The following is a 23,218-nucleotide window of genomic DNA, read 5'->3' on the forward strand; positions in this document are numbered from 1 at the left end:
CAGCCCATTTCGGTCGTTGCAGACCGAATCGTCACTGTCGTTCTTCCGAAGGCTCCCCGGTGATGGCCGGATCGATGCCTGATTGTTCTTTCGTCTGACAACCGTCGAACTGATGCACTACCGCCTGGTGTACTGCCGCCTGATGCACTACCGCGTAGATGCTACCTGTCGATCTCGGGCGGTGGCCGTCGCCCGAGCAGGGCCCCGACCAGGAGCAGCACCGCCCCGACTATGCAGATCACGATGCAGGCCCAGGCCCAGACGACCGATCCGGTCATCAGGGCCAACACCAGGAACCCGAACCCGACAGCCGCCGCGCCGAGGGTCAGAATCAGCACAGGATTCCTCGCTCACCACTCGACGCTACAACCGAGCCCGACGCTGCCCCAAGAGGCAGCGTCGGAGAACGATCGCGTCAGTTGTTGCCCTTGGCGTACGACTGGCTGTAGCCGGACGTCTGGTTGTCCTGGTTGAAGTTGTCCTGGCCGTTGTCCACCGGCAGCGCCGAGGAACGGTTCTCGAGCTCTTCGAGCTGCGATTCGAGGTACGACTTGAGGCGCACCCGGTATTCGCGCTCGAACGTCTTGAGCTGCTCGATGCGACCTTCCAGCACGGACCGCTGCTGGTTGATCGTCGCCATGATCTCGGTGTGCTTGCGCTCGGCGTCGGCCTGCAATGCGTCGGCCTTCTCCTTGGCCTGGCGAAGCTGGGTCTCGGAGCGAGTCTGTGCATCGGTGAGCAGCGACTCGGACTTCTGCCGCGCTTCGGACATCATCGACTCCGAGCGAGCGCGGGCATCCGACACCAAACGTTCGGCGTTGGTGCGCGCATTGCCGAGCAGCTGCTCGGACTCGGTCTTCGCATCGCCGGTGAGACGGTCCGCCATTTCCTGCGCGAGACCGAGAATCTTCGCGGCCTGCATGTTGGAGTCGCCGCTCTGCTGCGGTGCTGCGGCCACGGGAGCGACCGGCGCAGGCTGCTGAACCACCGGTGGCGGCTTGGGGGGATCGACCGGCCGCTGCGGCTCGGCTTTCGGTGCGGCGACCGGAGCCGACTGTGGGCTCTGGCGCGCAGAGTTCTTGGCGTCCGCAAGCTCCTGGTCGAGCTCACCGACGCGCTGGCGCAGGTCGGCGTTTTCTTCGATCAGTCGGGACAACTCTTGCTCGACGAGGTCGAGAAATGCGTCGACCTCGTCTTCGTTGTAACCGCGCTTACCGATGGGCGGCTTGCTGAACGCAACGTTGTGCACATCAGCTGGAGTCAGCGGCATGGAAGGATCCCTTCACGCGTCTTGGGGCGGTAGAGCAAGCATTCAGTTATATGCCATTCCGCGCGAGTGCAGAACAATCAAACTGTAACTGGCGTCCATTCTGTCACACGGGACACGCAGCTTGCGCTGGGTCCCGAGTTCTAACATTCCATCTTCGGCCTCAGGCCGCGAGGCTGCTGGTCACATTCCACAGGATGAACACGACGAACAGCAAGACCATGATCGACAGGTCCAGTCGCACACCACCGAGGTTGAGCGGCGGAATTATCCTGCGCAGGAACTTCACGGGCGGGTCGGTGACCGTGAAGATCGCCTCCAGAAGGATGACGACCAGCCCGGTCGGTTGCCAATCTCTCGCGAAAGTCCTGATGAACTCGACGATGATTCGACCGATGAGAAGGAGCCAAAAAAGAAACAATACGATGTTGATCACCGTGAACACGATCACGGCTATACTCTGCCTGACTTCGCCGGGCTGAGCAAAGTGCGCTGGTCACAGCTCCGACTTGCCGCCCCAAGGGGAGAAACGATCACTGCTGGCTGTAGAAGCCGGTTTCCGCGATTCGCCTGCGCTCCTGCGGGGATACATCGACATCGGCCGGCGAAAGCAGGAACACCTTCGTGGCCACCTTGTCGAACGATCCACGGAGCGCGAAGGCCAATCCGGCAGCGAAGTCGACGAGTCGCTTGGCGTCGGCGTTGCTCATTTCGACGAGATCCATGATGACCGGAGTGCCGTCACGGAAACGCTCACCGATGGTGCGCGCCTCGCTGTAGTCCCTCGGGCGCAGGGTGGTGATCTTCGAGAGTGGGCCACCGTCGTCGACGATCGGGCTGCGTCGCGTCTCGGCCCGCACGTCCATGCGGGTGTCCATCGCCAGCGCGCCACGGGTGGCAGCGCCTCGGGTCGACGGTCCTGCTGTGCCGCGTGCGCGTCCACCGATCGGAGCGAGCGTCGCAGCGGGGCGAGGGGCCTCGTAATCGTCGTAGTCGTCGTCGGCCTGCGCGTGCCGCGAGCCACCGAACGACGGCTTGACGAAGTCACGATCGTCGATGTCGTCGTAACCGTCACGGCCACCACGGGGACTGCGGCGGGTGTCCGGATCGTCGAGGTAGTCGTCCTCGTAGTCCGCGAGCGGAACCATGCCGAAGTACGCCTTGAACTTGTGCAGGGTGCTCATCGTTCTGCCTTCCGTGGCCGTGTCTACTGTCCATCTCCAGGTTCGCAAGTGTCTGTTGTGACTGATGTGATCCGTGGACTGTTATTGGGAGGCTATCGGCCGCGCACCGAGTATTGCGGTACCGACACGCACGCACGTCGATCCGTGTCGCACAGCAGCTTCCAGGTCCCCCGTCATGCCGGCCGACAACTCGCGGGCATCGGGATGATCACGCAGAAGTCGCTGATGCAGCACCTCGAGATCACCGAACGCAGCGTCCGCATCGGCGTCCAACGGAGGTACGGCCATGAGTCCGGCCAGACGCAAGCCGGGTGCGGTCGACACCGCGTCGGCCAACTCGTACAGGTCCCCGCGTTCGACGCCGCCGCGGTGGACATCGCCGTCGAGACTGACCTGAACGAGGACGTCGAGCGGCGTCGTCCGAGCGCCGTCGTCGAGTGCTGTCTCGGTGGCCTTGGACAGCGCGGTGACCAATCGAGCACTGTCCACCGAGTGAATGGAGTGCGCCCACGCAGCGATGGACTTCGCCTTGTTTCGCTGGAGATGCCCGATCATGTGCCACCGCGGCGGATCACCGCGGAACTCTTCGGCGGTCTCGGCCACCTTGGGCGACGCATCCTGCTCTCTGGACTCGCCGAACTCACGGCAGCCCAGCTCGTACAGGATCCGAACGTCGGACGCGGGGAAGAACTTCGTCACCGGCAGCAGAGTCACGGTCGAGTCTTCACGACCTGCGTCCGCACATGCTCGCGCCAGTCGTTCGCGTACCGACGCCAACGCGGCGGCGATCTCGGCAGCTCGGTCGGTGGACTCGCTCACGACATCCTCTCCTGGCCGGAGTCGGGAACCTCGTCTGCGGATGCGGAATCCATCCACACGACGCTCGCGATACGGCCGGTCGAACCTTCCCGGCGATGGCTGAACAGGGTGCGATCCTCGATGGTGCACCGGGGATCCTGAGCCACTCCGTGCAGTCCTGCGGCGATCAGCTGCGCGCGCACACCTGCCGGAATATCGAGACCGGGGGTGTTCCGAACCGTCGTCGTCGCGCTTCCGGGAAGGTGCTTGTCGACGTCGGCACGCATGTGTGCGGGTACCTCGTACTGACGCCCACTGGCCGCCGGGCCGAGGAAGGCCCCGATCCTCTCCGGGACCGCGCCCAGCTCGACCATCGACGCAAGTACCCGAGGAATGATGCCGATGCGGGCACCGACGCGGCCGGCGTGTACCGCGGCGATCACGCCCGCCTCTTCGTCGGACAGCAATACCGGGACACAGTCGGCGGTCAACACCACGAGCGCGAGATTGCGCTGCGTCGTCACCAACGCATCGGTCATGGGAACGGGCTCGGACACCGGCCCGTCCACCACCGTGACGGTGCGGCCGTGGACCTGTTCCATGAACACCATACGTTCGATGCCCATACCCAACCGGTCACCGAGGCGCCGACGGTTGGCCTCGACAGCAGCCGGGTCGTCGCCTACGTGGTCACCGAGATTGAAGGTGTCGAACGGCGGGGCCGACACGCCGCCTGCTCGCGTCGTCGACACCCGCCTGACCCGAAAGGAGTCACTCACCGCCGCATGAAGGACGGCACGTCGACCTCGTCTTCGCCGTCGTCCTCGGCGACGGGAACGCGGCGTCCGGATCCGACCGACTCACGGCCCTGACCGCCGGAATCCCGGCCGTGACCGGCTGCGGACTCGCGGCTGGACGATTCGCGGTTCGACGAACTGGACGAGTTCAGCGGGGGCAGGCTCGATCCGCTGGGTGCGCCGACCGGGTCGCGGAACACAGCGCCTTCGGTGCTGTCGTTGGAGCGTGAGGAGACCTCACCCGAGCGTGCCGATCCGATCGGGCCGCGGGTGGATGCCGCTGCCTCGACCGGACGACGCGTGGGCGTTCCTCCGTCGAACCCGGCGGCGATGACGGTGACACGAACCTCGTCGCCGAGAGAGTCGTCGATGACGGTTCCGAAGATGATGTTGGCGTCGATGTGCGCAGCTTCCTGGACCAGCGAGGCGGCCTCGTTGATCTCGAACAGGCCGAGATCCGAGCCACCCGCGATGGAGAGCAGCACTCCGCGGGCACCTTCCATGGACGCTTCCAGCAGCGGCGAGTTGATCGCGGATTCCGCGGCCTTGATCGCGCGGCCTTCACCGCGGGAGGAACCGATGCCCATCAGCGCACTGCCTGCGCCGGACATGACGCCCTTGACGTCGGCGAAGTCGACGTTGATCAGCCCGGGGGTGGTGATCAGATCGGTGATGCCCTGCACACCGTTGAGCAAGACCTCGTCGGCACTGCGGAACGCATCCATGAGGCTGACGGCCGCGTCGCCGAGCTGAAGCAGACGATCGTTGGGAATGACGATGAGCGTGTCGCAGGATTCACGCAGCTGCTGGATACCGGTGTCGGCCTGGCCACCACGGCGCTTGCCCTCGAAGGAGAACGGACGCGTCACGACGCCGACGGTCAGCGCGCCGAGCTTGCGCGCGATGTTGGCGACGACGGGAGCGCCACCGGTGCCGGTTCCGCCGCCCTCACCTGCGGTGACGAAGACCATGTCGGCACCCTTGAGGACCTCTTCGATCTCGTCCTTGTGGTCGTCCGCTGCGCGGCGACCCACCTCGGGGTCGGCCCCGGCACCGAGTCCGCGAGTCAGCTCACGGCCGACGTCGAGCTTGACGTCGGCGTCACTCATCAGCAAGGCCTGAGCGTCGGTGTTGACGGCGATGAACTCGACTCCCTTGAGTCCCTGTTCGATCATCCGGTTGACCGCGTTCACGCCGCCGCCGCCGATGCCGACGACCTTGATTACGGCGAGGTAGTTGTGCGGGGGCGTCATGGGCTCTCGCCTTCCGTGGATTGTTGCTCGAAAAATGTGGAAAACCCTCAACCTAAACCACAGGCTTAGAGTTATGTCAAGTACTCGACTGATCGGAACGCTATTCACCGACGGCCACGATCGCCATTAGGCGCGCCGATGCCGCGCCGAAAATATGAGCCTTTCGGGCCCGTTGCTATTTCGTGGTCGGAAGATCGGGACTGGACACGTCGAAAATCTGACCCGGTTGCGACAGCAACGCGATCGCCACCGCCCCCTTGCGCTCGGAGTTGTCCTTGTTCCCCCACACGACGGTCCGCCCGTCCAACAGGAGGATCGAGATGTCGGACAGCGTGCTCGCGCGCACTTCGCCGACCTGACCTCGGATCAGCGGCGGCAGCGAATCGAGCACAGTCAGTGCATCTTTCGTCACCGGATCGCCGAAGACAGGATTGTCGGTCACCAGTCGGACCACCCCGGGCGGAGGCGGTGCGACGGCGAAGTCCACGCCCGTTGCATCGAGCAAGTGAGCGCCGTCGGGGGAATCGACGAACGCCACCGGGACACGTTCTTCGACGGTGACCTGCACGGTGGACGGGTATTTCCGTTGCACCCGAACCGATGCCAGCTCCGGTATCGACGCAACACGCTGGGCCGCGGCCGCGGCGTCGACACGGACCAGCGGCAGGCCGGTCGGCACCTCGAGTCGGTCGAGGATCTCCTGTTCGGACACCGACGAGGCTCCCACGACCGAGATCGTCCGAACCGACAGCAGCGGCGTGAAGTAGACCAGTACTGCCGACCCGACGATCACTGCGACAACCGCCACGACGGCAAGCACCGCGCGACGGCGTGACCGTTTCACGCGAGCGCGCTCTTCTTCCCTGGCCTGCGCGCGAGCTTGCCTGTCTGTGACCGACGACGTCGAATCACCCTGCCCGGCAACGGGTTCCGATCTGGAAGCGCGGTCTCGATCGGACCGACGAGTCACGTCGACGGCCGATCCTTCGGTACCGCGCGGCCGGTCGTGGCACCGAAATCGGTTTTGGAACGAAGGGCGTCGAGAATGGGACCGCCGAGCATGGTCACGTCGCCCGCACCCATCGTGATCACCACGTCGCCGGGACGGCTGAGATTGGCCACCTGCTTGGCGACCAACGACAGATCCGGTTGGTAGTTCACCGGTTTGGTCACCGACGCTGCGACCAAGGCCCCGGTCACACCGGGCAGGGGTTCCTCGCGAGCGCCGTAGACGTCGAGCACCACGATCTCGTCGGCCAACGACAGTGCGGTACCGAATTCCTCGGCGAACGTCGCAGTACGTGAGTACAGATGCGGTTGGAACACCACCACGACCCGCCCCCGCTCGCCCGGAAGTGCTTGACCCGCGACCAACGCCTGCGCAGCGGTCAGCACGGCCCGCACCTCGGTGGGGTGATGGGCGTAGTCGTCGAACACTCGTACTCCGTGCTCGCGTCCGGTGAACTGGAACCGCCGGTGCACTCCCCCGAATCCGGTCAGCCCGGCCAGCAACTCCTCGACCCCCGCGCCCACCTGGCGGGCAGCCACGAACGCCGCCAGGGCGTTGAGGGCGGTGTGCCGTCCCGGTACTCCCAGCCGAACCGTGCGGGCAGAGTCCTCACCGGCGATCTGCAACTGCGCGACGCCGCCGATGTCCTCGGGCTCCCAGGCCAACAGGCGAACGGCCATCTCGACCGGTCCGGCGTCGACGTCGGACGACCCGTAGCCGAGCACCGTCACTCCGGGGAGATTCTTCTCGACCACGCGGCGGGCCAGAGCTGCCGAACCCGGATCGTCCATGCATGCCACCAGCACACCGCCCGGGTGCAGCAGCGCGGCGAAATCGTCGAACACCTTCACGTAGGCCTCGGTCGTACCGAAGAAATCGAGATGATCGGCCTCGATGTTCGTCACGATGATCACGTTCGCGGAGTACTGCAACAGCGAACCGTCACTCTCGTCCGCCTCGGCGACGAAGACGTCGCCACTGCCGTGATGCGCGTTGGTGCCGGCCTCGTTGAGCTCACCGCCGACGGCGAACGACGGGTCGAACCCACAGTGCTGCAGTGCGACGACCAACATCGATGTGGTCGACGTCTTGCCGTGCGTGCCCGACACCAGCAGGGTGCGGTACCCCTCCATCAACGACGCGAGGACGGCGGGCCGCAACACCACCGGAATCCCGCGATCGCGAGCCTCGACGAGTTCGGGGTTGGTCTTGGGTATGGCCGCGTGGGTCGTCACGACCACGGTGGGGCCGCCGTCGATCATGTCCAGCGCGCTTGCATCGTGCCCGATTCGCACCAGCGCACCGCGGGCTCGCAGCGCCAACACCCCGCGCGATTCCTTGGCATCCGATCCGGACACCTGACCACCGCGCGCCAGCAGAATGCGTGCGATCCCGGACATCCCGGCACCGCCGATTCCCACCATGTGCACCCGTTCGAGCTCTGCCGGCAACTCCGACATCGCCGCACCCTCAGTTGTCACGCGGACGTCTCCCTCGTTCTGTGGCATTCTCGTCGCCGCCCGGTTCAGCGCCGCGCCGCGTGCGCGGTATCGAGCACGATCTGCGCAACGGCAGCCGCAGCACCCTTGTGACCGGCTCCTGCCGCAGCACGGGACATCGCGGCGATGCGCTCGGTGTCGGCCACCAAAGCGACGACCGTGTCGGTCACGTACTGCGCGCTCAGCGTCGCGTCGGCTACCAGGATGCCACCTCCGGCGTCGACGACGGGACGGGCATTGAGCTCCTGCTCACCGTTGCCGTGCGGTAGAGGCACGTACACGGCAGGAAGCCCGGTCGCGGAGACTTCGGCGACCGTCATGGCACCGGACCGGCAGATCGCGAGGTCGGCCGCCGCGTAGGCCAGGTCCATCCGGTCGATGTAGGGCACTGCGACGTACGGAGCATCCGGATTGCTCTGCTCCGCGTCCAGTGTGTTCTTGGGACCGTGTGCGTGCAGAACCGAGATGCCGGCGGCGGCAAGGGCGGCCGAGGCACCGGACACTGCGTCGTTGAGTGAACGCGCGCCCTGTGAACCGCCGAACACCAGCAGCACCGGCCCGTGTTCGGGCAGACCGAAATGAGCGCGAGCCTGCGACCGCATCGCTGCGCGATCGAGACCGGTGATGGTGGGCCGCACCGGAATTCCGATCACTTCTGCATCCTCGGACCCCGGTGCAGAGATACCAGATCCGGCGACGGCGGCAAGGACTCGTTCGGCGCTGCGTGCACCGACCTTGTTCGCGATGCCGGCGCGGGCATTGGCCTCGTGAATGATCACCGGAATACGGCCGCCGCGACCGAGAAGACGACCGCGGGCAGCGAGATACGCAGGAAGCGCGACGTAGCCGCCGAAGCCGACCAGTACATCGGCCTCGACCGCAGCGAAGATCTCCCGGGTTCGACGCACCGACCGTGCGACCTGAACCGGTAACTTCACCAGGTCGAGAGTGGGCTTGCGAGGCAGCGGCACGGGCGGTATCAGTTCCAGCGCGTAGCCGCGGGCGGGTACCAGTGTCGTTTCGAGCCCCCGGCTGCTGCCGAGGGCCGTGACGGTGACGGTGGGGTCGAGCTCGCGTAGGGCGTCGGCCACGGCGAGCGCGGGCTCGATGTGTCCGGCGGTTCCGCCTCCGGCCACCACCACGGATATCGGCCTCGATGTCTGCTTCACCGTCGATATCCTCGCTCACCCGAGCGGACCGGCGGACGACCGGGTTGCGGTTCCGGACGCGGCCGATACGGCGACCGAGGTCCGGCGGCGTACCCGCTGCCGGTGTCTCGGCGTTGGGGCTCGGCACGGCGGGCGTGGCCACGGGGTGCGTTCCTGACCGACCCGTTGGGGCCGGCCGTGTCCACCCGTGAACTCGACACCCGGGTACGTCCGGGCTCGGGTGACCGTGCCCCGCGGCCGTCCTTGTTCTTGCGGGACTCGAGACGTGTGCGATCCTGCGCCGCCAACGTGGGACGGGTCGATTTGGAGCGTGCCATCGCGGCCCGCTTCGGTGAGAAGACAGCAGGCAGCGGCAATCTCAGAGCTCGGGCGATACGACCCTCTTGCCCGGCGTGCAGTGCGGCGATGGCTTCCGGTTCGTGTCGGGCCGCACTGGCGATGATCCCGAACATCAACAGCGTGATGGCCGTGGACGTACCGCCGTAGGACACCAGCGGAAGCTGCAGACCGGTCACCGGCAGCAGCCCGACCACATAGCCGATGTTGATCATGGCCTGACCGAACACCCAGCACGTTGCGCCTGCAGTCAACAGACGCAGGAACGGATCGACCGACCGCATCGCGATGCGTAGGCCGGTGTAGACGAAGAGACCGAACAATCCGATGACGGCAAGGCAGCCGATCATGCCGAGCTCCTCGCCGATGATCGCGAAGATGAAGTCGTTGTGCGCGTTGGGGAGGTAGCTCCATTTCGCGCGACTCTGTCCCAATCCGCGACCGAAGAGTCCGCCGTCGGCCAAGGAGTACTTGGCCTGGGTGGACTGATACGACAGACCCTGGGTGTCCTCCCCCGGGTTGAGCCAGGCCTTGACGCGGTTCGAGCGGTAGCCGGCGGTGAACGCGAGCACGGTCGCCAGAGCCAAACCGGTCACCAGGACTGCTCCGAACAGCCGGGCGTTGAGGCCGGCGAACCACAGCAGTGCGACGAGAATGATGCCCAGGGCGATCGCGGTACTGAGGTTGGGCTGGAGCACGACGAGCAGACACATGAGCAGGCCCGCAGGCAGCAACGGCACCAGCAGTGACTTGATGTTGCCGTGCTCGCTGCGACGGGAGGCCAGCAGGTGCGCTCCCCACAGAACCAACGCGACCTTCGCCAGCTCGGACGGCTGGAACGAGACGACACCGAAGTCGAACCAACGCCGTGCGCCCTGACGCTCGGCACCGATACCGGGGATCAACACCAGCATCAACATCGTGATCGAGACCAGGAAGAGCGGGAACGACAATTTGCGCAGGTATCGCACCGGCAGTCGAAGCGCCGCATAGAACGCGACCACACCCAATGCGACACCGATCAGCTGTTGCGTGAACAGCGCGTAGCCGGACTCGTCGGCTGCGAACGATTCGGCCGACGACGCGGACAGCACCATCACCAGTCCGAGCACGGTGAGCAGCACCGCGATCGTGACGATGAGGTGGAACGACGCCAGCGGCCGACCGAACCACAGTCCGATTCGGGTGCGCGGCGTGGTGGTGCGACGAGGTGGACGCGCCGGTCGAGCTGCGGTGGTCACGATCGCGGCGATCCGAGGGCGGCGATGTCGAGGCGCTCGACGGACTCGGCGAAGCTTCGGCCGCGGTGACCGTAATCGACGAACATGTCCAACGACGCAGCCGCGGGGGCCAGCAGGACGGTATCGCCGGAGGCGGCGAACCCCGCAGCGTGGTCGACGGCCGCTCGCATCACCGCATCTGCATCTTCAGCCTCATGAGTCACACCAGCATCGTCTCCCGAAGGGAGCCTGACGACCGGAACATCGGGGGCGTGTCGCGCCAAAGCCTCTGCGATCTGCATCCCATCGCGGCCCAACACCACCGCAGCCACGAGCCGATCGGCGATTTCGACGACCAGATCGTCGATCACCGCACCCTTCAACAACCCGCCCGCGATCCACACGACCCGATCGTGCGCGAGGATCGACGAGCGCGCGGCATGCGGATTCGTCGCCTTGGAATCGTCGACGAACGTCACCCCAGCGAGTTCACGCACCACTGCGGCCCGATGCGGTCCCACCCGGTACGTCCGCAAACCGTTTCGGACGGCCTCGGCGTCGACACCGATCGATCGCGCCAACGCAGCCGCGGCCAACGCGTCGAGCACACCGGACGGGCCACTCGGTTCCACCTCGTCGGCCCGGAGCAACTCGACGTTGTCCCCGAACGCACGGTCGACGAGCATTCCCGCCCGCACTCCCAACTCGCCCGCGGCGGGTTCGTCCAGCCGGAAACCGACGACCGTCTCAGCAGGTGCCCCCGCCCGCAGACCGGCCGCCACCGCATCGTCGAGTCCGACGACCCCGACGTCCCCGCTCAACGCGCGCGCCTTGGCCTGGACGTACCCGTCCATGCCCCCGTGCCAATCCAAATGATCCTCGGCAATGTTGAGCACCACCCCCGCCGCGGGACGAACCGACGGTGCCCAGAACAACTGGAAGGACGACAGCTCGACCGCGAGGACACGGGGATGCGGGGTACCGCGCAACGCGTCGGCGATGGGGAGGCCGATGTTTCCGCAGGCGACGGAGTCGATTCCGGCAGCGACGAGGATCGACGCGAGCATCGAGGTGGTGGTCGTCTTACCGTTCGTGCCGGTGACCACCAGCCAGCGAGCTCGCGGGCCGTACACCTCGGCGCGGTCGAGATGCCACGAGAACTCCACGTCGCCCCACACCGGGACGCCGTGGTCGGCGGCCGCAGCCAGCACCGGAGAGTCCGGCCGGAACCCGGGACTGGTGACGACGAGCGCAAAGGCCGCGATCGCGTTCGAATCGGCGAGCAGATCGTCCTGAACCACTACGGCAGCACCGAGCGCCGACGCCTCGTCGAGCGCAGCTCGGTTCGAGTCGGTGACGGTCACGAGTGCGCCGAGGTCCAGCAGTGGGCGTACGACGGCCAGCCCGGAGATGCGCGCACCGGTGACCAGCACCGAACTACCGCGCAACCAGGACAGATCGGTTGAGGCTTCGGTCATCGCCTAGCCGCCCACAGCCGCGAGGTATTCGCTGTAGAACAGTGCCAAGCCGACGGCCGAGGCGATCGCGGCGAGCAACCAGAACCTGATGATGACCGTGGTCTCGGCCCAACCGGCCAACTCGAAGTGGTGATGGAACGGGGCCATTCGGAACACGCGTCGCCGACTCGACCGGAACACTGCGACCTGGATGACGACCGACGCCGCTTCGGCGACGAACAACGCGCCGATGACCACCATGATCAGTTCGGTCTTGGTGACCACGGACAGTCCTGCGATCAGGCCGCCCAGAGCGAGGGATCCGGTATCGCCCATGAAGATCTTGGCGGGCGCGGCGTTCCACCACAGGAAACCGATGCAGGCACCGGCCGCCGATGCGCACACCAGGGCCAGGTCGAGAGGGTCGCGTACGTCGTAGCAACCCGGCGCAGGACCGGCCGGCCCTGCACACGCCTGCCGGTACTGCCAGAAGGTGATGACGGTGTACGCCCCGAGGACCAATGTCATGGACCCGGCCGCCAGGCCGTCGAGGCCGTCGGTGAGATTGACCGAGTTGGACCACGCGATCACCAGCAGACAGACGAAGAACACGAAGACAGCAGCCGACATCGACCACGTTGCGATGTCGCGCACATACGACAGTTGAGTGCTGCCCGGAGTCAATCCGTCGTCGCTGCGAAATTGCAGGACCAGGATGGCGAACAGCACCGCCGCGGTGATCTGGCCGACGTACTTGCCGGTGGCGTTCAGACCGAGGTTGCGCTGTTTACGAATCTTGATGAAGTCGTCGAGAAATCCGACGAGGCCGAGCACGGTGGTCAGGCCGAGTACGAGTAGCGCCGAGGCCGACGGCCCCTCGGCGTCGTATCCGATGCCGATCAGGTGCGAGCCCCAGTAGCCGGCCCAGATCCCGACCAGGATCGCCACGCCGCCCATGGTGGGAGTACCGCGCTTGGACTGATGGCTCGCCGGGCCCTCGACCCGGATCTCCTGGCCGAAGCCCTGTTTCGAGAAGGTCTTGATGAGCACGGGAGTCAGCAGAATTGCGACTGCAAGTGCGATCCCTCCGGCGAACAGGATCTGTCTCACTGCTCGCCCTCCGACGGTTCGGCCAACAGGGCGTCGGCCGACGGTTCGGCCAACAGGGCGTCGGCAACGGTCCACATCGCGCCCGACTGCGAGGCCTTGACCAGAACGATGTCGCCGGCGCGAACCTCGTCCTCGAGCACGGCGATGGCGGTCTCGCGGTCGGGTACGAGCATCGATTCCTCGCCCCAGGACCCTTCCATGACGGCGCCCTGATGCAGCGCACGCGTGGGCCGACCCGAATCGACGATGATCAACCGATCGACGTCCAGGCGGACGGCGAGCCGACCGATCGCATCGTGCTCCACCACCGATTCGCCGCCTAGCTCGCCCATCTCCCCCAGCACCGCCCAACTGCGCCGCTTCGGCCCGTCATCACGCCGCGACATCGACACCAGCGCCTTGAGGGCGGCCCGCATCGAATCGGGATTCGCGTTGTACGAGTCGTTGATGACGGTGACCCCGTCCGCGCGGGTGCATACGTCCATCCGGCGGATCGAGGTGGGTACCGCGGTCGAGAGCGCTTCGGCAACCTGGGCCACGCCGGCCCCGCACTCGAGCGCGACGGCCGCGGCAGCCAGGGCGTTGCCCACCTGATGTTCACCGTGCACCGCCAGGGTGATGTGCGCCGTGCCTGCCGCACATATGAGCGTGAACGACGCCCGCGCATCGGTGTCGACCACGACGTCGACAGCCCGGACGTCGGCGTCCGCGTTGAGTCCGACCGTGACGACGGCCGCCTTCGTGCGTGTCGCCATCTCGGCGACGAGCCGATCGTCGATGTTGAGGATCGCCACGCCGCCGTCCGCGGCAGCGGGCAGTGCCTCGACCAATTCGCCCTTGGCCAACGCGATGGCGGCACGTGAACCGAACTCGCCGAGGTGCGCGGTTCCGACGTTGAGGACCACCCCGATCCGCGGCGGCGCAAGCCTGGCGAGCTCGGCGATGTGGCCGATTCCCCGGGCGGACAGCTCGAGGGCGAGGAAGTCGGTATCGGCGTCGGCCCGCAGAGCAGTCCATGGATGCCCGAGTTCGTTGTTGAACGATCCGGGTGGGGCCACCACGGATCCGAGCGGACGCAGCACCGCCGAGATGAGATCCTTCGTCGACGTCTTGCCCGACGACCCCGTCACGCCCACCACGGTCAGGTCGTGGCGCGCGGTCAGTTCGAGCACCGATTCCCGGGCCAACGCACCGAGCGCGGTCAGCACCGCAGCGCCGGCCCCCTCCGGGTCGTGTTCGAGTGCCATCGCACGGCTCGAGTGCGGTGCCGGCCGAACGACGACAGCCGGGACGCCTACCGGACGCGCCGCGAGAACGACAGCAGCGCCTGCGGCCACGGCGTCGGCCGCGTGCTCGTGGCCGTCCACCTTGGCACCGGGCAGGGCGAGAAAGACACTGCCGGGTGTGACCTTGCGTGAGTCGAACTCCACCGGCCCGGCGACCAGCACCGTCGGGTCCGCCACGTCGTGCAGTTCGCCGCCGACGATCTCGGCGATGCGAGCGATCGAGAGCGGTATCACCGTGCGCCTGCGCTCGTGGTGACCAGTCGTGCGTCGATGGCCGATGCGAGTACCACTCGGTCGTCGAACGGATACTTCACCCCCGCCACCTCCTGGCCCGTCTCGTGTCCTTTACCTGCGATCAACACAACGTCCCCCTCACGTGCCCACGCCACGGCTTGTTCTATCGCCGCTGCGCGGCCTTCGACATTTCGTACTTCGCCACGAGCGTCGTCGGGCACCGACAGTGCACCGTCTTCGACGGCATGCCGTATCGCTGCCGGATCCTCACTGCGCGGATTGTCGTCGGTCACCACGAGCAGATCGGCACCGCGCGCTCCGGCCGCGCCCATCAGAGGGCGCTTGGCGGTGTCTCGATCCCCGCCGGCACCCAACACGACGGCGATACGTCCACGGGACGACTCTCGCAGAGTCGCCAGCACCGCTTCGACCGCAGCAGGCTTGTGGGCGTAGTCGACCACCGCGAGGAAGTCCTGGCCGCGATCGATTCGTTGCACTCGACCGGGCACGTCGACGGTCGCGATTCCGGGCGCCGCCGTCGCGGCATCCACGCCTGCCGCTTCGCAGGTCGCGAGCGCGAGCACGGCGTTGGCGACGTTGTAGCGACCCGGCAGACGCACCGACACCGGCAACGACGTTCCGTTCGGATCGGCAACGGTGAACGACTGCGTTCCGTCGTCGTGCTTGGCCCACTCGGAGACGGTCCACTGCGAGTCGGCACCGGTGGACACCGTGACGACCGTGGATCCTGCCGACCGGGCGATATCGGCCATCCGCACGCCCCAGGCATCGTCGACGCACACGACCGCTGTGTCTGCCCGTACCGGCGAATCGACCCCGAACAGCCGGCTCTTGGCCAGAAAGTAGTCCTCGAGCGAGTCGTGGAAGTCGAGATGATCCTGGGACAGGTTGGTGAACGCGCCGACCGCGAAGTCGGTGCCGTCGACTCGGCCGAGGGACAACGCATGGGAGGACACTTCCATCACCACGGTGTCGACTCCGGCCTCGACCATGACGGCGAAGAGCGCGTGCAACTGCGGAGCCTCGGGGGTGGTGAGAGCGCTCGGTACGTGCCGGCCCACTACGCGGGTCTCGATCGTGCCGATCAGTCCGCAGCGGCGGCCTGCGGTTGTCAGGCCGGCCTCCACGAGGTACGCGGTCGTCGTCTTGCCCGACGTGCCGGTGATTCCGACGACCGTCATCTTCGACGACGGATTGCCGTACACGAGGGCGGACACGGTTCCGAGCACCTGGCGTGGTCGGTCGTGCACGAGGACAGGAACCTGGCGATCGGCGGTGGCGAGGACGCGGCGGACGATGTCGGCACCGGATGGGTCGGTGAAGACCGCCGCTGCACCCCGCTCGATCGCGTCGGCGGTGAACTCGGCTCCGTGCCGAGCGGATCCGGGTAGCGCGGCGAAGAGATCGCCGGGACGAACGGACTGCGCTCGCAGATCGATTCCGGTGACCTGCACTCCGTCGAGGTGTCCCCACTCGATCGTTGCACCGACAGCGGACGCCACGTCGGATACGTCGGTGTGCGGCGGATTCGCCGGCCGAGACCCCGGAGCGGGTTGTGAATCCGATGACACAGTCACTCCTGCTCCCTTCCTCTGTACTGCCACCGCACACTGCGTCAGCTCGAACACGCTGCGGTGGCTGATCGACGAACACGCCTCGAGCCGATGTGTCAGATTACCGGCGACCGCGATCGGCATGCTGCCGCCCCGATTCCCGGACCGACAGATTCGAGCCTCAGTCGGCCTGAAGAACCAACTTGGGGCCCGGGTCTGCGGACATCGGAACACTGTCGCGCTGCAACAGCCAGCTGGCGATGTTGTGGAACAGCGGTGCGGCCGATTGCCCTCCCGAGCCGTCGGCACTGCGGGACGGCGCGTCCAGCATGATCCCGATCACGTAGCGAGGATCGTCGGCCGGAGCGATACCCGCGAACGTGATCCAGTACTTCGAGTTCGAGTAGCACTTGCACTCGGGATCGACCTGCTGGGCCGTACCGGTCTTACCACTGATCTGGTAGCCCTCGACACCCGCGGCGACTCCGGTACCGCGCTGATTTCCAGTGTCGTCCTGGGTGACCGACCGGAACATGTTGCGGACCGTCTTCGCCGTATCGGAACTGACCACGTACACCCCGTCGGGTCGCGGCGTCTCGGATCGTTCGCCGTTGGCGTCCACCGTTGCCGCGACGATCCGAGGCGGGATGCGCACACCGTCGTTGGCGATCGCCTGGTACATCCCGGTCATCTGCAGGAGCGTCATCGACAGACCCTGCCCGATCGGCAGGTTGGCGAAGGTACCGCCCGACCACTGATCGCGGCTGGGCACGCTGCCTGCGCTCTCGTTGGGGAGGCCGACGTCGCTGCGCTGGCCCAGGCCGAACTTATTCAGCATGTCGGCATACCGATCCTCGCCGACACGTTGAGCCAGCATCAGAGTCCCCACGTTGGAGGACTTACCGAACACTCCGGTGGAGGTGTACGGCGCAACTCCGTGTTCCCAGGCGTCCCGGACCGAGACACCGGACATGAAGATGTTGCCCGGTACCTGCAGCACCTCGTCGGGTGTGGTGAGCCCGTACTCGATAGCGGCTGCAGCAGTGATGATCTTGTTGACCGAACCGGGCTCGAACGGCGTCGTGACGGGCAGATTGCCCATCTCCTTGGTCCGTTCGTTGTTTCCGACGCCGATTCCGGGGTTGAACGTGTTGTCGTTCGACATGGCCAGCACTTCGCCGGTGTGCGAATCCTGAACGTAGGCAGACGCATTCTTGGCCCCGGACAGATCTTTCGCCAGCTGCACTTGCTGCTGTACGTAGTACTGCAGGTCCGCGTCGATGGTCAGTTCCACGTTCGAGCCGTTGACCGCGGGCTGCTTGTCGCGCCAGCTGCCGGGAATGACGGCCCCGTCGGAGCCGCGATCGTAGGTCTGCGATCCGTCGGTACCGGCGAGCGTGGCGTCGAGCGAATCCTCGAGCCCGAGCAGGCCGTGTCCGTCCCACCCGGTGGCCCCGACGATGTTCGCGGCGAGCGAGCCACCCGGGTACTCGCGGATGTCCTGACGTTCGAGCCCGACCTGCTTGAATTCCTTGCTGATGTTCGACGCCACGGTGGCGTCCACACCCCGTGCCAGATAGGTGAATTCGTCGTTGCTCTTCAGTTTCGCGAGCAGATCCTTCTTGCTGACGACGTCACCGAGATCGCTGTGGATCCGCTCGGCGATGTCGTCGAGGTACTTGTCGGTTTCCGGCTTCGTCGGATCCTTCGCGCGTGCCTCGTCGAGTTCTCTACGAACCCGGACCGGCTGGAACGTCAGCGCTTTCGCTTCCATGGTGAAAGCGATCGGGTTTCCGTTGCGATCGAGGATCGAGCCGCGCATCGCCGGATCGACGAGGGTGGTGGTGCGCTGCGAGGCGGACTCGGCCGACAGTGTCGGCGCATCGAATCCTTGTATCCAGAGCAACTGTGCCGCGACGACCGCCAAGGCCACGTACATCAAGATGCGGCCCGTACCGTGCCGAAAACGAAATGTGGACGAGTCCAAACGCTTTCGTCCCGGCCGCGCTCGATCTGCGGGCCGGGGACGTGACGCAGGCGACGGCCTGGTCACTGCTCGTCACCGGAGGATTCGCCGGGGGCGGGAGCCGAGGGGGTGCTCATGGGAACCAATTGTTCAGCAAGCGCGGCAGTTCCGGCACCATTGGGCGCACTCGGCGTGGCGGCACGGGTGTCACCTGTGCCCGTCGGCCTGGTGGGCTGCGACGCACTTCTCGGAGTCTGCGACTGCGCCGACTGTTGTGCGGGATTCTGTGTCGACGCACTCGGAACCGAGCCCTCCCCCGAGCCGGTGGCGGGAGGCGGATCGAGGGGTGCAACCGGCGCACCGTCGGCGGGAGCGGGCGTGCCGACGACCTGCACACCGCCCTCGGGCTTTGCGCGCGAGCTCGCGCGCAGATTCCGCGAGCTCGACGTCACGCTGCAAGGAGGCACGCTGTTGTGCGAGCTCGGCGTTGACGGCCTTGGCGGCACTGAGGTCGTAGGAGTCGCCCGCCGAGCGCGTCGTCAACAACAACGTCAAGCCGAGCCCGAGGGCAAGCAGACCGATGACCAGGGCTACGAACGGGATTCGAGCCGCAATGGCGCTGCCGTTGAGCGTCGGGCGAAGTGAGGCCGCTGAACCGCGAGCAGAATCCGACGTATGTATCGAGGCACGCTGCTGCCTGCGCTCGTAGGCGCGCAATGCGGCTCCGGACCGACCACCGCGGCCGGCCCGCTCGGGTCGAGTAGCCGGAACCCGATTGCGTTGTGTTCCAACAGTTGTGCCTGGAACCGTCATTCCGCTCTCCTTGCAATCCGTTCGGCGGCGCGCAACCTCACCGGGGCCGAGCGTGGGTTGACTTCGATTTCCTCGTCCGAGGCGCGTTCCGCACCTCTGGTCAACAGCCGAAATTCCGGACCCATCCCGGGAAGTTCGACCGGCAATCCCTCGGGACTTCGAGACTTGATCCGAGGGGCCAACTCCTGCTTGACAACTCGATCTTCGAGCGACTGATACGACATGAAGACGACGCGGCCGCCGACGGCCAAGGCGTCGAGTCCGGCCGGCACCGCGGCTTTGAGCGAATCGAGCTCCCCGTTGACCTCGATACGCAGCGCCTGGAAAGTTCGCTTTGCCGGATGCCCACCGGTGCGGCGAGTCGCGGCCGGTATTGCGGCATACAGCAATTCGACCAACGGGCCGCTCGTCGTGAACGGCGTGTGCTCACGTCGCCGCAGAATTGCGGACGCGATCTTGCCTGCGAACCGCTCTTCTCCGTAGGTGCTGAGCACGCGAGCGATATCGCCGTGCGAGTACGTATTGAGCACGTCGGCTGCCGTGATGCCCTGCGTCGGATTCATCCGCATGTCCAGCGGTGCATCGACGGAATACGCGAAGCCGCGGTCCGACTCGTCCAGCTGCATCGACGAGACTCCGAGGTCGAACAGGATGGCGTGAACGGAATAGGTCGCGGGAAGTCCGGCCTCGTCTAGGGCGGCGGCAATGCCCTCGTATGTGGTGTGCACCAGAGTCGTTCGATCCGAGAACGCGGCCAGTCTGGCACCCGCCTTGTCGAGCGCGTCAGGATCGCGATCGAGTCCGATGAGGTGCAGACCGGGATACTTCCGTAGAAAGTGTTCGGCGTGACCGCCGAGTCCGAGCGTGGCGTCGATCATGACCCGAGTCGTGTCGGGGTCGTCCGCCGATTCCACTGCGGGCCCGAGAAGCTCGTCGGCACGCTCGAGTCGAACGGGGACGTGGATCGGGCCGCCGGAGCGACGGTGAGTGCGGTCGGCGGACGCGTCGTTCTCGTCCGGCCCGGCTCCCTCCGTCATGGTCCCTCCCGGTTGCGTATACGTACTTCTCGCCCGGGTCCGGGCCCTGCGGGTCGTCCATTGCGGCCGGTGCGAATGCTTCGAGGTCCCTGTCCGATAGGGAACCTGGCGTTGGGGAAGAACGTCAGGGTCCTGATCTGCGAAACCTGGCGTTGGGGAAGAACGTCAGGGTTCTGATCGGGCAGAGGCCTCGCTGCACTCGCAGCCGGCCTCGGTGGTCTACAAGATCCCTCCGAGGGATTCGTCGAACGCGTCGGAGAAATCCTGCTCGTTCTCGGCGGAGTAGCGGGCCCAGGCTTCGTCGTTCCAGATCTCGATGAAGTCCATCGATCCGATCACCACGCAGTTGCGTTCGAGTCCCGCATACCGACGGTGCTCGGGACTGATGGTGATACGGCCCTGTCCGTCCGGCCGCTGTTCGTCGGTTCCCGAAAAGAACTGGCGCACATAGGCACGGGCTTTGGGGTTGGCACGAGAGGCCGCCGTCAACTTTCGAGAACGCTCTGCGAAGTCTGCCGCGGTGTAGACAGCAAGGCTGAAATCCTGCCCCTTGCTCACCATGACACCTCCCGCAAGCGCGTCCCGAAACTTGGCCGGCAACGTGAGTCGACCCTTGTCGTCGAGCTTCGGCGTGTAGGTACCGAGAAACACTCGCCACCTCCAGCCTCGACTCTCCGCTGCGGACCACTTTACCCCACTCTCCCCCACTTCGAACCATTCACAGCCCGAAAACTTTGTGGACAACCACATATCCGCAGCTCAGACGCAAGAAGATTGCCCGTTCAGGTTGCCGCGTTCGACGTCGGCCCTGATCTGGCCGACGCAATCCCCCGGGGCGCGCGGCGTCGCGAGCAGGCACTTTGTGCGACAACCCGCCTGACAAGCGCAGCTGAACCCTGAAAGTGGGGACTGGGTGGGGGGGGCAGGATTTCAGCCTTGCTGTCTACACCGCGGCAGACTTCGCAGAGCGTTCTCGAAAGTTGACGGCGGCCTCTCGTGCCAACCCCAAAGCCCGTGCCTATGTGCGCCAGTTCTTTTCGGGAACCACCACCCGGGAACCACCGCACGGGAACGATCGCCCCGCGTCGTCGCTGGGGCGCACTTGATCGAGCACGCCGCGCGACAGGGGCTACGGAATGCTCGCCGTATCGAAGAGCCGTGGAACGACAGCAGCACCTCACCCGAGGGTGAGGTGCTGCTGTCGAATCGGTGAAGTTGTGGTGGGTGACCGTCAGGCCCAGGAAGATCCGGACGGCGGAGTCATATCACTCCTGATCGAACCGCTTACGAAAACGGTCTTCCATTCGAGAGGTGAAGCTGCCGCCCTTGCGGCCACCACTCGATTTCGGCTGAGCACTACGACCTTGCGTGCCGGCTCGGTCGCTTGCGCTACCTTCTTCGCCGGTCGCGGCAGCTCCCTTCTTGGAGCCGCCGAACAAGAACAGTGCCCCGGCACCGAACATGAAGAGAAAGCCGATGAGGCTGACGACGAGAAAACCCAGACTGTTCGTCGACAGTGCTACACCGGCGACGAGCAACACGAGTCCCACGACGAACAACGCGGCAGCCTGAAAACGCCTCTTGCTCGACGCCGCGCGAACGCGACCGCCCCTCACATGGGACGCGAATTTGGGATCCTCGGCGTAGAGAGCGCTCTCGATTTGATCGAGCATGCGCTGCTCGTGCTCGGAGAGTGGCACGGTACCTCCCCCTGCACAGATAATGAGAGTCGTTTCGGTTCAGAAGCGACGGGAAGCTGACCTTGGCGGCTACCTACTGACGATGATACGAGCTGAATCGGCCGCTTACCACCTACTCGCACTATGTGTTCCTGAGAAACGACCAAGTTTTCGAGACGGACGTCTCGGAAACACTTGTCGAACACCGTGTGACGTGGCCGTTCACGTCCGTTCGAACTCGAGGAATCGACGCGGCGGGCTATGCGGACAGCGGTGCCGCCATCGGATCGACGGGCTGGAACCTCGACTGACCGCCCAACCGGTCCTCGACCGCGTTCAGAAAACGACTGACGTGTCGATAGAAGTCGTCGGCGTCGACGTCTCCGACAGCGGACGAGGCACCCGCCTCGACTGCCGCGCGGGTTGCGGAGAAGGACGAGAAGTACTCGGACCAGATCGCCAGATCCGGCGCAGCCTTCGCCATCAGAACCCAGGCGTTGCGTGAACGTGGCCGCGAGCCGATCGAATTGGGCAGCGATGCCAGGACTGCGGCAGCACCCTTGAGTGCGGCGATGTAGCTTCCGAGGAAGCGGTCCCCCGCATCGCGCTCACCGATGGATTCGGACAGCAACGCATCGGCTCGACCGAGCAGGACCTGCGCCTGACGCGACACCGGCGACCGCACGCCGACATCGAATGTCTTCGTCATCGTCATACTCGAACACCTCCAGTTCGAATCTCCGGGCGCGCTACCGACACGCCTGGAACCGTGATGAAGCCTTACAGTCGAACTCCGGGAGAATCCGCCTCGTTCGTCGAGGTGATCCACCGGCGCGCTCGGCCCCGATCATCGAACACCCGTTCGACACATTCAATATAGCTGTGCCCACCGACAAGTTGCCGAAGAAAGGGTGAGAACCGTCGTCACCGATGCGCAGACAACCCCCTACGTGGTCGATCTGACGCCCCAGGAATTCCGTCGGCGCTTGTTCGAAGCTCTGGCGATCTACGTCGAGGCCATGGGATATCCCCGCGGAACCGAGCACAGCCGCGCACCGATGTGGACGGAGCATCTGCACCGGCCGGGCTGGCGAGCGGTGGGAGCCATGGTGCCCAATCCCGACAAGACGCAGCCGGACACGCTGGTCGCCGTTGCGTACGGGTATCACGGCGCGCACCATCAGTGGTGGCATCAGCAGGTCCGCGACGGATTGCGCCGCGCCGGACACTCGACACAGCACGTCGACGCCACCCTCGGCGACTACTTCGAACTGACCGAATTGCACGTACTACCGAGCGCGCAAGGACACGGACTCGGCGGGCGTCTCTGTCGCAGGCTGCTCGACGGTGTTCGAGCGCACTCTGTGATGTTGTCCACACCCGAGGTCGCGCAGGAGGACAACCGCGCCTGGCGGTTGTATCGACGGCTCGGCTTCGAGGACGTACTGCGGCACTTCACGTTCGCCGGCGACCGGCGCCCCTTCGCGGTGCTGGGCCGCCGGTTGCCGCTCGACGGGCCCGTAGCCTGAA

At 65.8% G+C, this 23,218-nt stretch carries 22 protein-coding genes; 1 reads left to right on the forward strand and 21 read right to left on the reverse strand.

What is annotated here, in order from left to right:
- Positions 1-161: 161 nt before the first annotated feature.
- From J1M81_RS12860 to J1M81_RS12960, 21 genes are all read right to left on the reverse strand, one after another.
- Positions 162-338, reverse strand: coding sequence for a hypothetical protein (locus J1M81_RS12860; RefSeq protein WP_027497336.1), 177 nt, complete (start codon positions 336-338; stop codon positions 162-164).
- 77 nt (positions 339-415) lie between these two features.
- Positions 416-1,270 (reverse strand): DivIVA domain-containing protein, encoded by an 855-nt coding sequence (locus J1M81_RS12865; protein WP_027497337.1) that lies wholly within the window; start codon positions 1,268-1,270, stop codon positions 416-418.
- 160 nt (positions 1,271-1,430) lie between these two features.
- Complete coding sequence (locus tag J1M81_RS12870; RefSeq protein WP_027497338.1) at positions 1,431-1,718, reverse strand: YggT family protein; 288 nt, start codon at positions 1,716-1,718, stop codon at positions 1,431-1,433.
- 82 nt (positions 1,719-1,800) lie between these two features.
- On the reverse strand, positions 1,801-2,451 hold the full coding sequence (locus J1M81_RS12875; protein ID WP_027497339.1) for a cell division protein SepF: 651 nt from the start codon (positions 2,449-2,451) through the stop codon (positions 1,801-1,803).
- Between the two features lie 81 nt (positions 2,452-2,532).
- The gene (locus J1M81_RS12880; RefSeq protein ID WP_032374347.1) at positions 2,533-3,270 is read right to left on the reverse strand and encodes a YggS family pyridoxal phosphate-dependent enzyme; all 738 of its coding nucleotides are present in this window, start codon (positions 3,268-3,270) and stop codon (positions 2,533-2,535) included.
- Positions 3,267-4,028 (reverse strand): peptidoglycan editing factor PgeF, encoded by a 762-nt coding sequence (gene pgeF, locus J1M81_RS12885; RefSeq protein ID WP_045841251.1) that lies wholly within the window; start codon positions 4,026-4,028, stop codon positions 3,267-3,269. The genes J1M81_RS12880 and pgeF overlap by 4 nt, the downstream gene beginning before the upstream one ends.
- Positions 4,025-5,299 (reverse strand): cell division protein FtsZ, encoded by a 1,275-nt coding sequence (gene ftsZ / locus J1M81_RS12890; RefSeq protein ID WP_032374348.1) that lies wholly within the window; start codon positions 5,297-5,299, stop codon positions 4,025-4,027. The genes pgeF and ftsZ overlap by 4 nt, the downstream gene beginning before the upstream one ends.
- Positions 5,300-5,474: 175 nt before the next feature.
- Positions 5,475-6,143: a cell division protein FtsQ/DivIB gene (locus tag J1M81_RS12895; RefSeq protein ID WP_230595323.1), complete on the reverse strand. Its 669-nt coding sequence runs from the start codon at positions 6,141-6,143 to the stop codon at positions 5,475-5,477.
- A gap of 122 nt (positions 6,144-6,265) precedes the next feature.
- Positions 6,266-7,768, reverse strand: coding sequence for a UDP-N-acetylmuramate--L-alanine ligase (gene murC, locus J1M81_RS12900; protein ID WP_045841252.1), 1,503 nt, complete (start codon positions 7,766-7,768; stop codon positions 6,266-6,268).
- A gap of 65 nt (positions 7,769-7,833) precedes the next feature.
- On the reverse strand, positions 7,834-8,976 hold the full coding sequence (murG, locus tag J1M81_RS12905) for an undecaprenyldiphospho-muramoylpentapeptide beta-N-acetylglucosaminyltransferase (RefSeq protein ID WP_206498151.1): 1,143 nt from the start codon (positions 8,974-8,976) through the stop codon (positions 7,834-7,836).
- On the reverse strand, positions 8,973-10,553 hold the full coding sequence (gene ftsW / locus J1M81_RS12910; protein ID WP_204847477.1) for a putative lipid II flippase FtsW: 1,581 nt from the start codon (positions 10,551-10,553) through the stop codon (positions 8,973-8,975). Before ftsW ends, murG begins: the two co-directional genes overlap by 4 nt.
- On the reverse strand, positions 10,550-12,010 hold the full coding sequence (gene murD / locus J1M81_RS12915) for a UDP-N-acetylmuramoyl-L-alanine--D-glutamate ligase (protein WP_032399979.1): 1,461 nt from the start codon (positions 12,008-12,010) through the stop codon (positions 10,550-10,552). Before murD ends, ftsW begins: the two co-directional genes overlap by 4 nt.
- A gap of 3 nt (positions 12,011-12,013) precedes the next feature.
- Complete coding sequence (mraY, locus tag J1M81_RS12920; protein ID WP_032374350.1) at positions 12,014-13,099, reverse strand: phospho-N-acetylmuramoyl-pentapeptide-transferase; 1,086 nt, start codon at positions 13,097-13,099, stop codon at positions 12,014-12,016.
- A complete protein-coding gene (murF, locus tag J1M81_RS12925) occupies positions 13,096-14,619 on the reverse strand; it encodes a UDP-N-acetylmuramoyl-tripeptide--D-alanyl-D-alanine ligase (RefSeq protein ID WP_206498152.1) in 1,524 nt (507 codons plus the stop codon). Before murF ends, mraY begins: the two co-directional genes overlap by 4 nt.
- The gene (locus J1M81_RS12930) at positions 14,616-16,217 is read right to left on the reverse strand and encodes a UDP-N-acetylmuramoyl-L-alanyl-D-glutamate--2,6-diaminopimelate ligase (RefSeq protein ID WP_027497348.1); all 1,602 of its coding nucleotides are present in this window, start codon (positions 16,215-16,217) and stop codon (positions 14,616-14,618) included. Before J1M81_RS12930 ends, murF begins: the two co-directional genes overlap by 4 nt.
- Before the next feature lie 157 nt (positions 16,218-16,374).
- Complete coding sequence (locus J1M81_RS12935; RefSeq protein ID WP_032374351.1) at positions 16,375-18,246, reverse strand: penicillin-binding protein 2; 1,872 nt, start codon at positions 18,244-18,246, stop codon at positions 16,375-16,377.
- 120 nt (positions 18,247-18,366) lie between these two features.
- On the reverse strand, positions 18,367-18,972 hold the full coding sequence (locus J1M81_RS12940; RefSeq protein ID WP_241258023.1) for a hypothetical protein: 606 nt from the start codon (positions 18,970-18,972) through the stop codon (positions 18,367-18,369).
- The gene (rsmH, locus tag J1M81_RS12945) at positions 18,969-20,009 is read right to left on the reverse strand and encodes a 16S rRNA (cytosine(1402)-N(4))-methyltransferase RsmH (protein ID WP_032374353.1); all 1,041 of its coding nucleotides are present in this window, start codon (positions 20,007-20,009) and stop codon (positions 18,969-18,971) included. Before rsmH ends, J1M81_RS12940 begins: the two co-directional genes overlap by 4 nt.
- 219 nt (positions 20,010-20,228) lie before the next feature.
- Positions 20,229-20,660, reverse strand: coding sequence for a division/cell wall cluster transcriptional repressor MraZ (gene mraZ, locus J1M81_RS12950; RefSeq protein WP_027497352.1), 432 nt, complete (start codon positions 20,658-20,660; stop codon positions 20,229-20,231).
- A 614-nt stretch (positions 20,661-21,274) separates the two neighbouring features.
- Entirely contained in the window at positions 21,275-21,709 is a 435-nt protein-coding gene (locus J1M81_RS12955; protein ID WP_027497353.1) for a DUF3040 domain-containing protein, read from the reverse strand.
- A 238-nt stretch (positions 21,710-21,947) separates the two neighbouring features.
- Positions 21,948-22,397, reverse strand: a complete 450-nt coding sequence (locus tag J1M81_RS12960; RefSeq protein ID WP_230074380.1) for an SAV_6107 family HEPN domain-containing protein — start codon at positions 22,395-22,397, stop codon at positions 21,948-21,950.
- A gap of 202 nt (positions 22,398-22,599) precedes the next feature.
- Here J1M81_RS12960 and J1M81_RS12965 point away from each other — a divergent pair, with 202 nt between their 5' ends.
- Positions 22,600-23,217, forward strand: a complete 618-nt coding sequence (locus J1M81_RS12965; protein WP_027497355.1) for an N-acetyltransferase — start codon at positions 22,600-22,602, stop codon at positions 23,215-23,217.
- Position 23,218 lies beyond the last annotated feature (1 nt).

The organism is Rhodococcus sp. KRD175 (assembly GCF_017168275.1).
Taxonomy (GTDB): Bacteria; Actinomycetota; Actinomycetes; order Mycobacteriales; family Mycobacteriaceae; genus Rhodococcoides; species Rhodococcoides fascians.

What these genes read in the sequence shown, in the direction of transcription:
- J1M81_RS12875 (WP_027497339.1), bottom strand. Translation starts at nt 2,451, where the DNA reads ATGAGCACCCTGCACAAGTTCAAGGCGTACTTCGGCATGGTTCCGCTC.
- J1M81_RS12865 (WP_027497337.1), bottom strand. Translation starts at nt 1,270, where the DNA reads ATGCCGCTGACTCCAGCTGATGTGCACAACGTTGCGTTCAGCAAGCCG.
- murC (WP_045841252.1), bottom strand. Translation starts at nt 7,768, where the DNA reads ATGTCGGAGTTGCCGGCAGAGCTCGAACGGGTGCACATGGTGGGAATC.
- J1M81_RS12940 (WP_241258023.1), bottom strand. Translation starts at nt 18,972, where the DNA reads ATGACGGTTCCAGGCACAACTGTTGGAACACAACGCAATCGGGTTCCG.
- rsmH (WP_032374353.1), bottom strand. Translation starts at nt 20,009, where the DNA reads ATGACGGAGGGAGCCGGGCCGGACGAGAACGACGCGTCCGCCGACCGC.
- J1M81_RS12960 (WP_230074380.1), bottom strand. Translation starts at nt 22,397, where the DNA reads ATGACGAAGACATTCGATGTCGGCGTGCGGTCGCCGGTGTCGCGTCAG.
- ftsZ (WP_032374348.1), bottom strand. Translation starts at nt 5,299, where the DNA reads ATGACGCCCCCGCACAACTACCTCGCCGTAATCAAGGTCGTCGGCATC.
- murD (WP_032399979.1), bottom strand. Translation starts at nt 12,010, where the DNA reads ATGACCGAAGCCTCAACCGATCTGTCCTGGTTGCGCGGTAGTTCGGTG.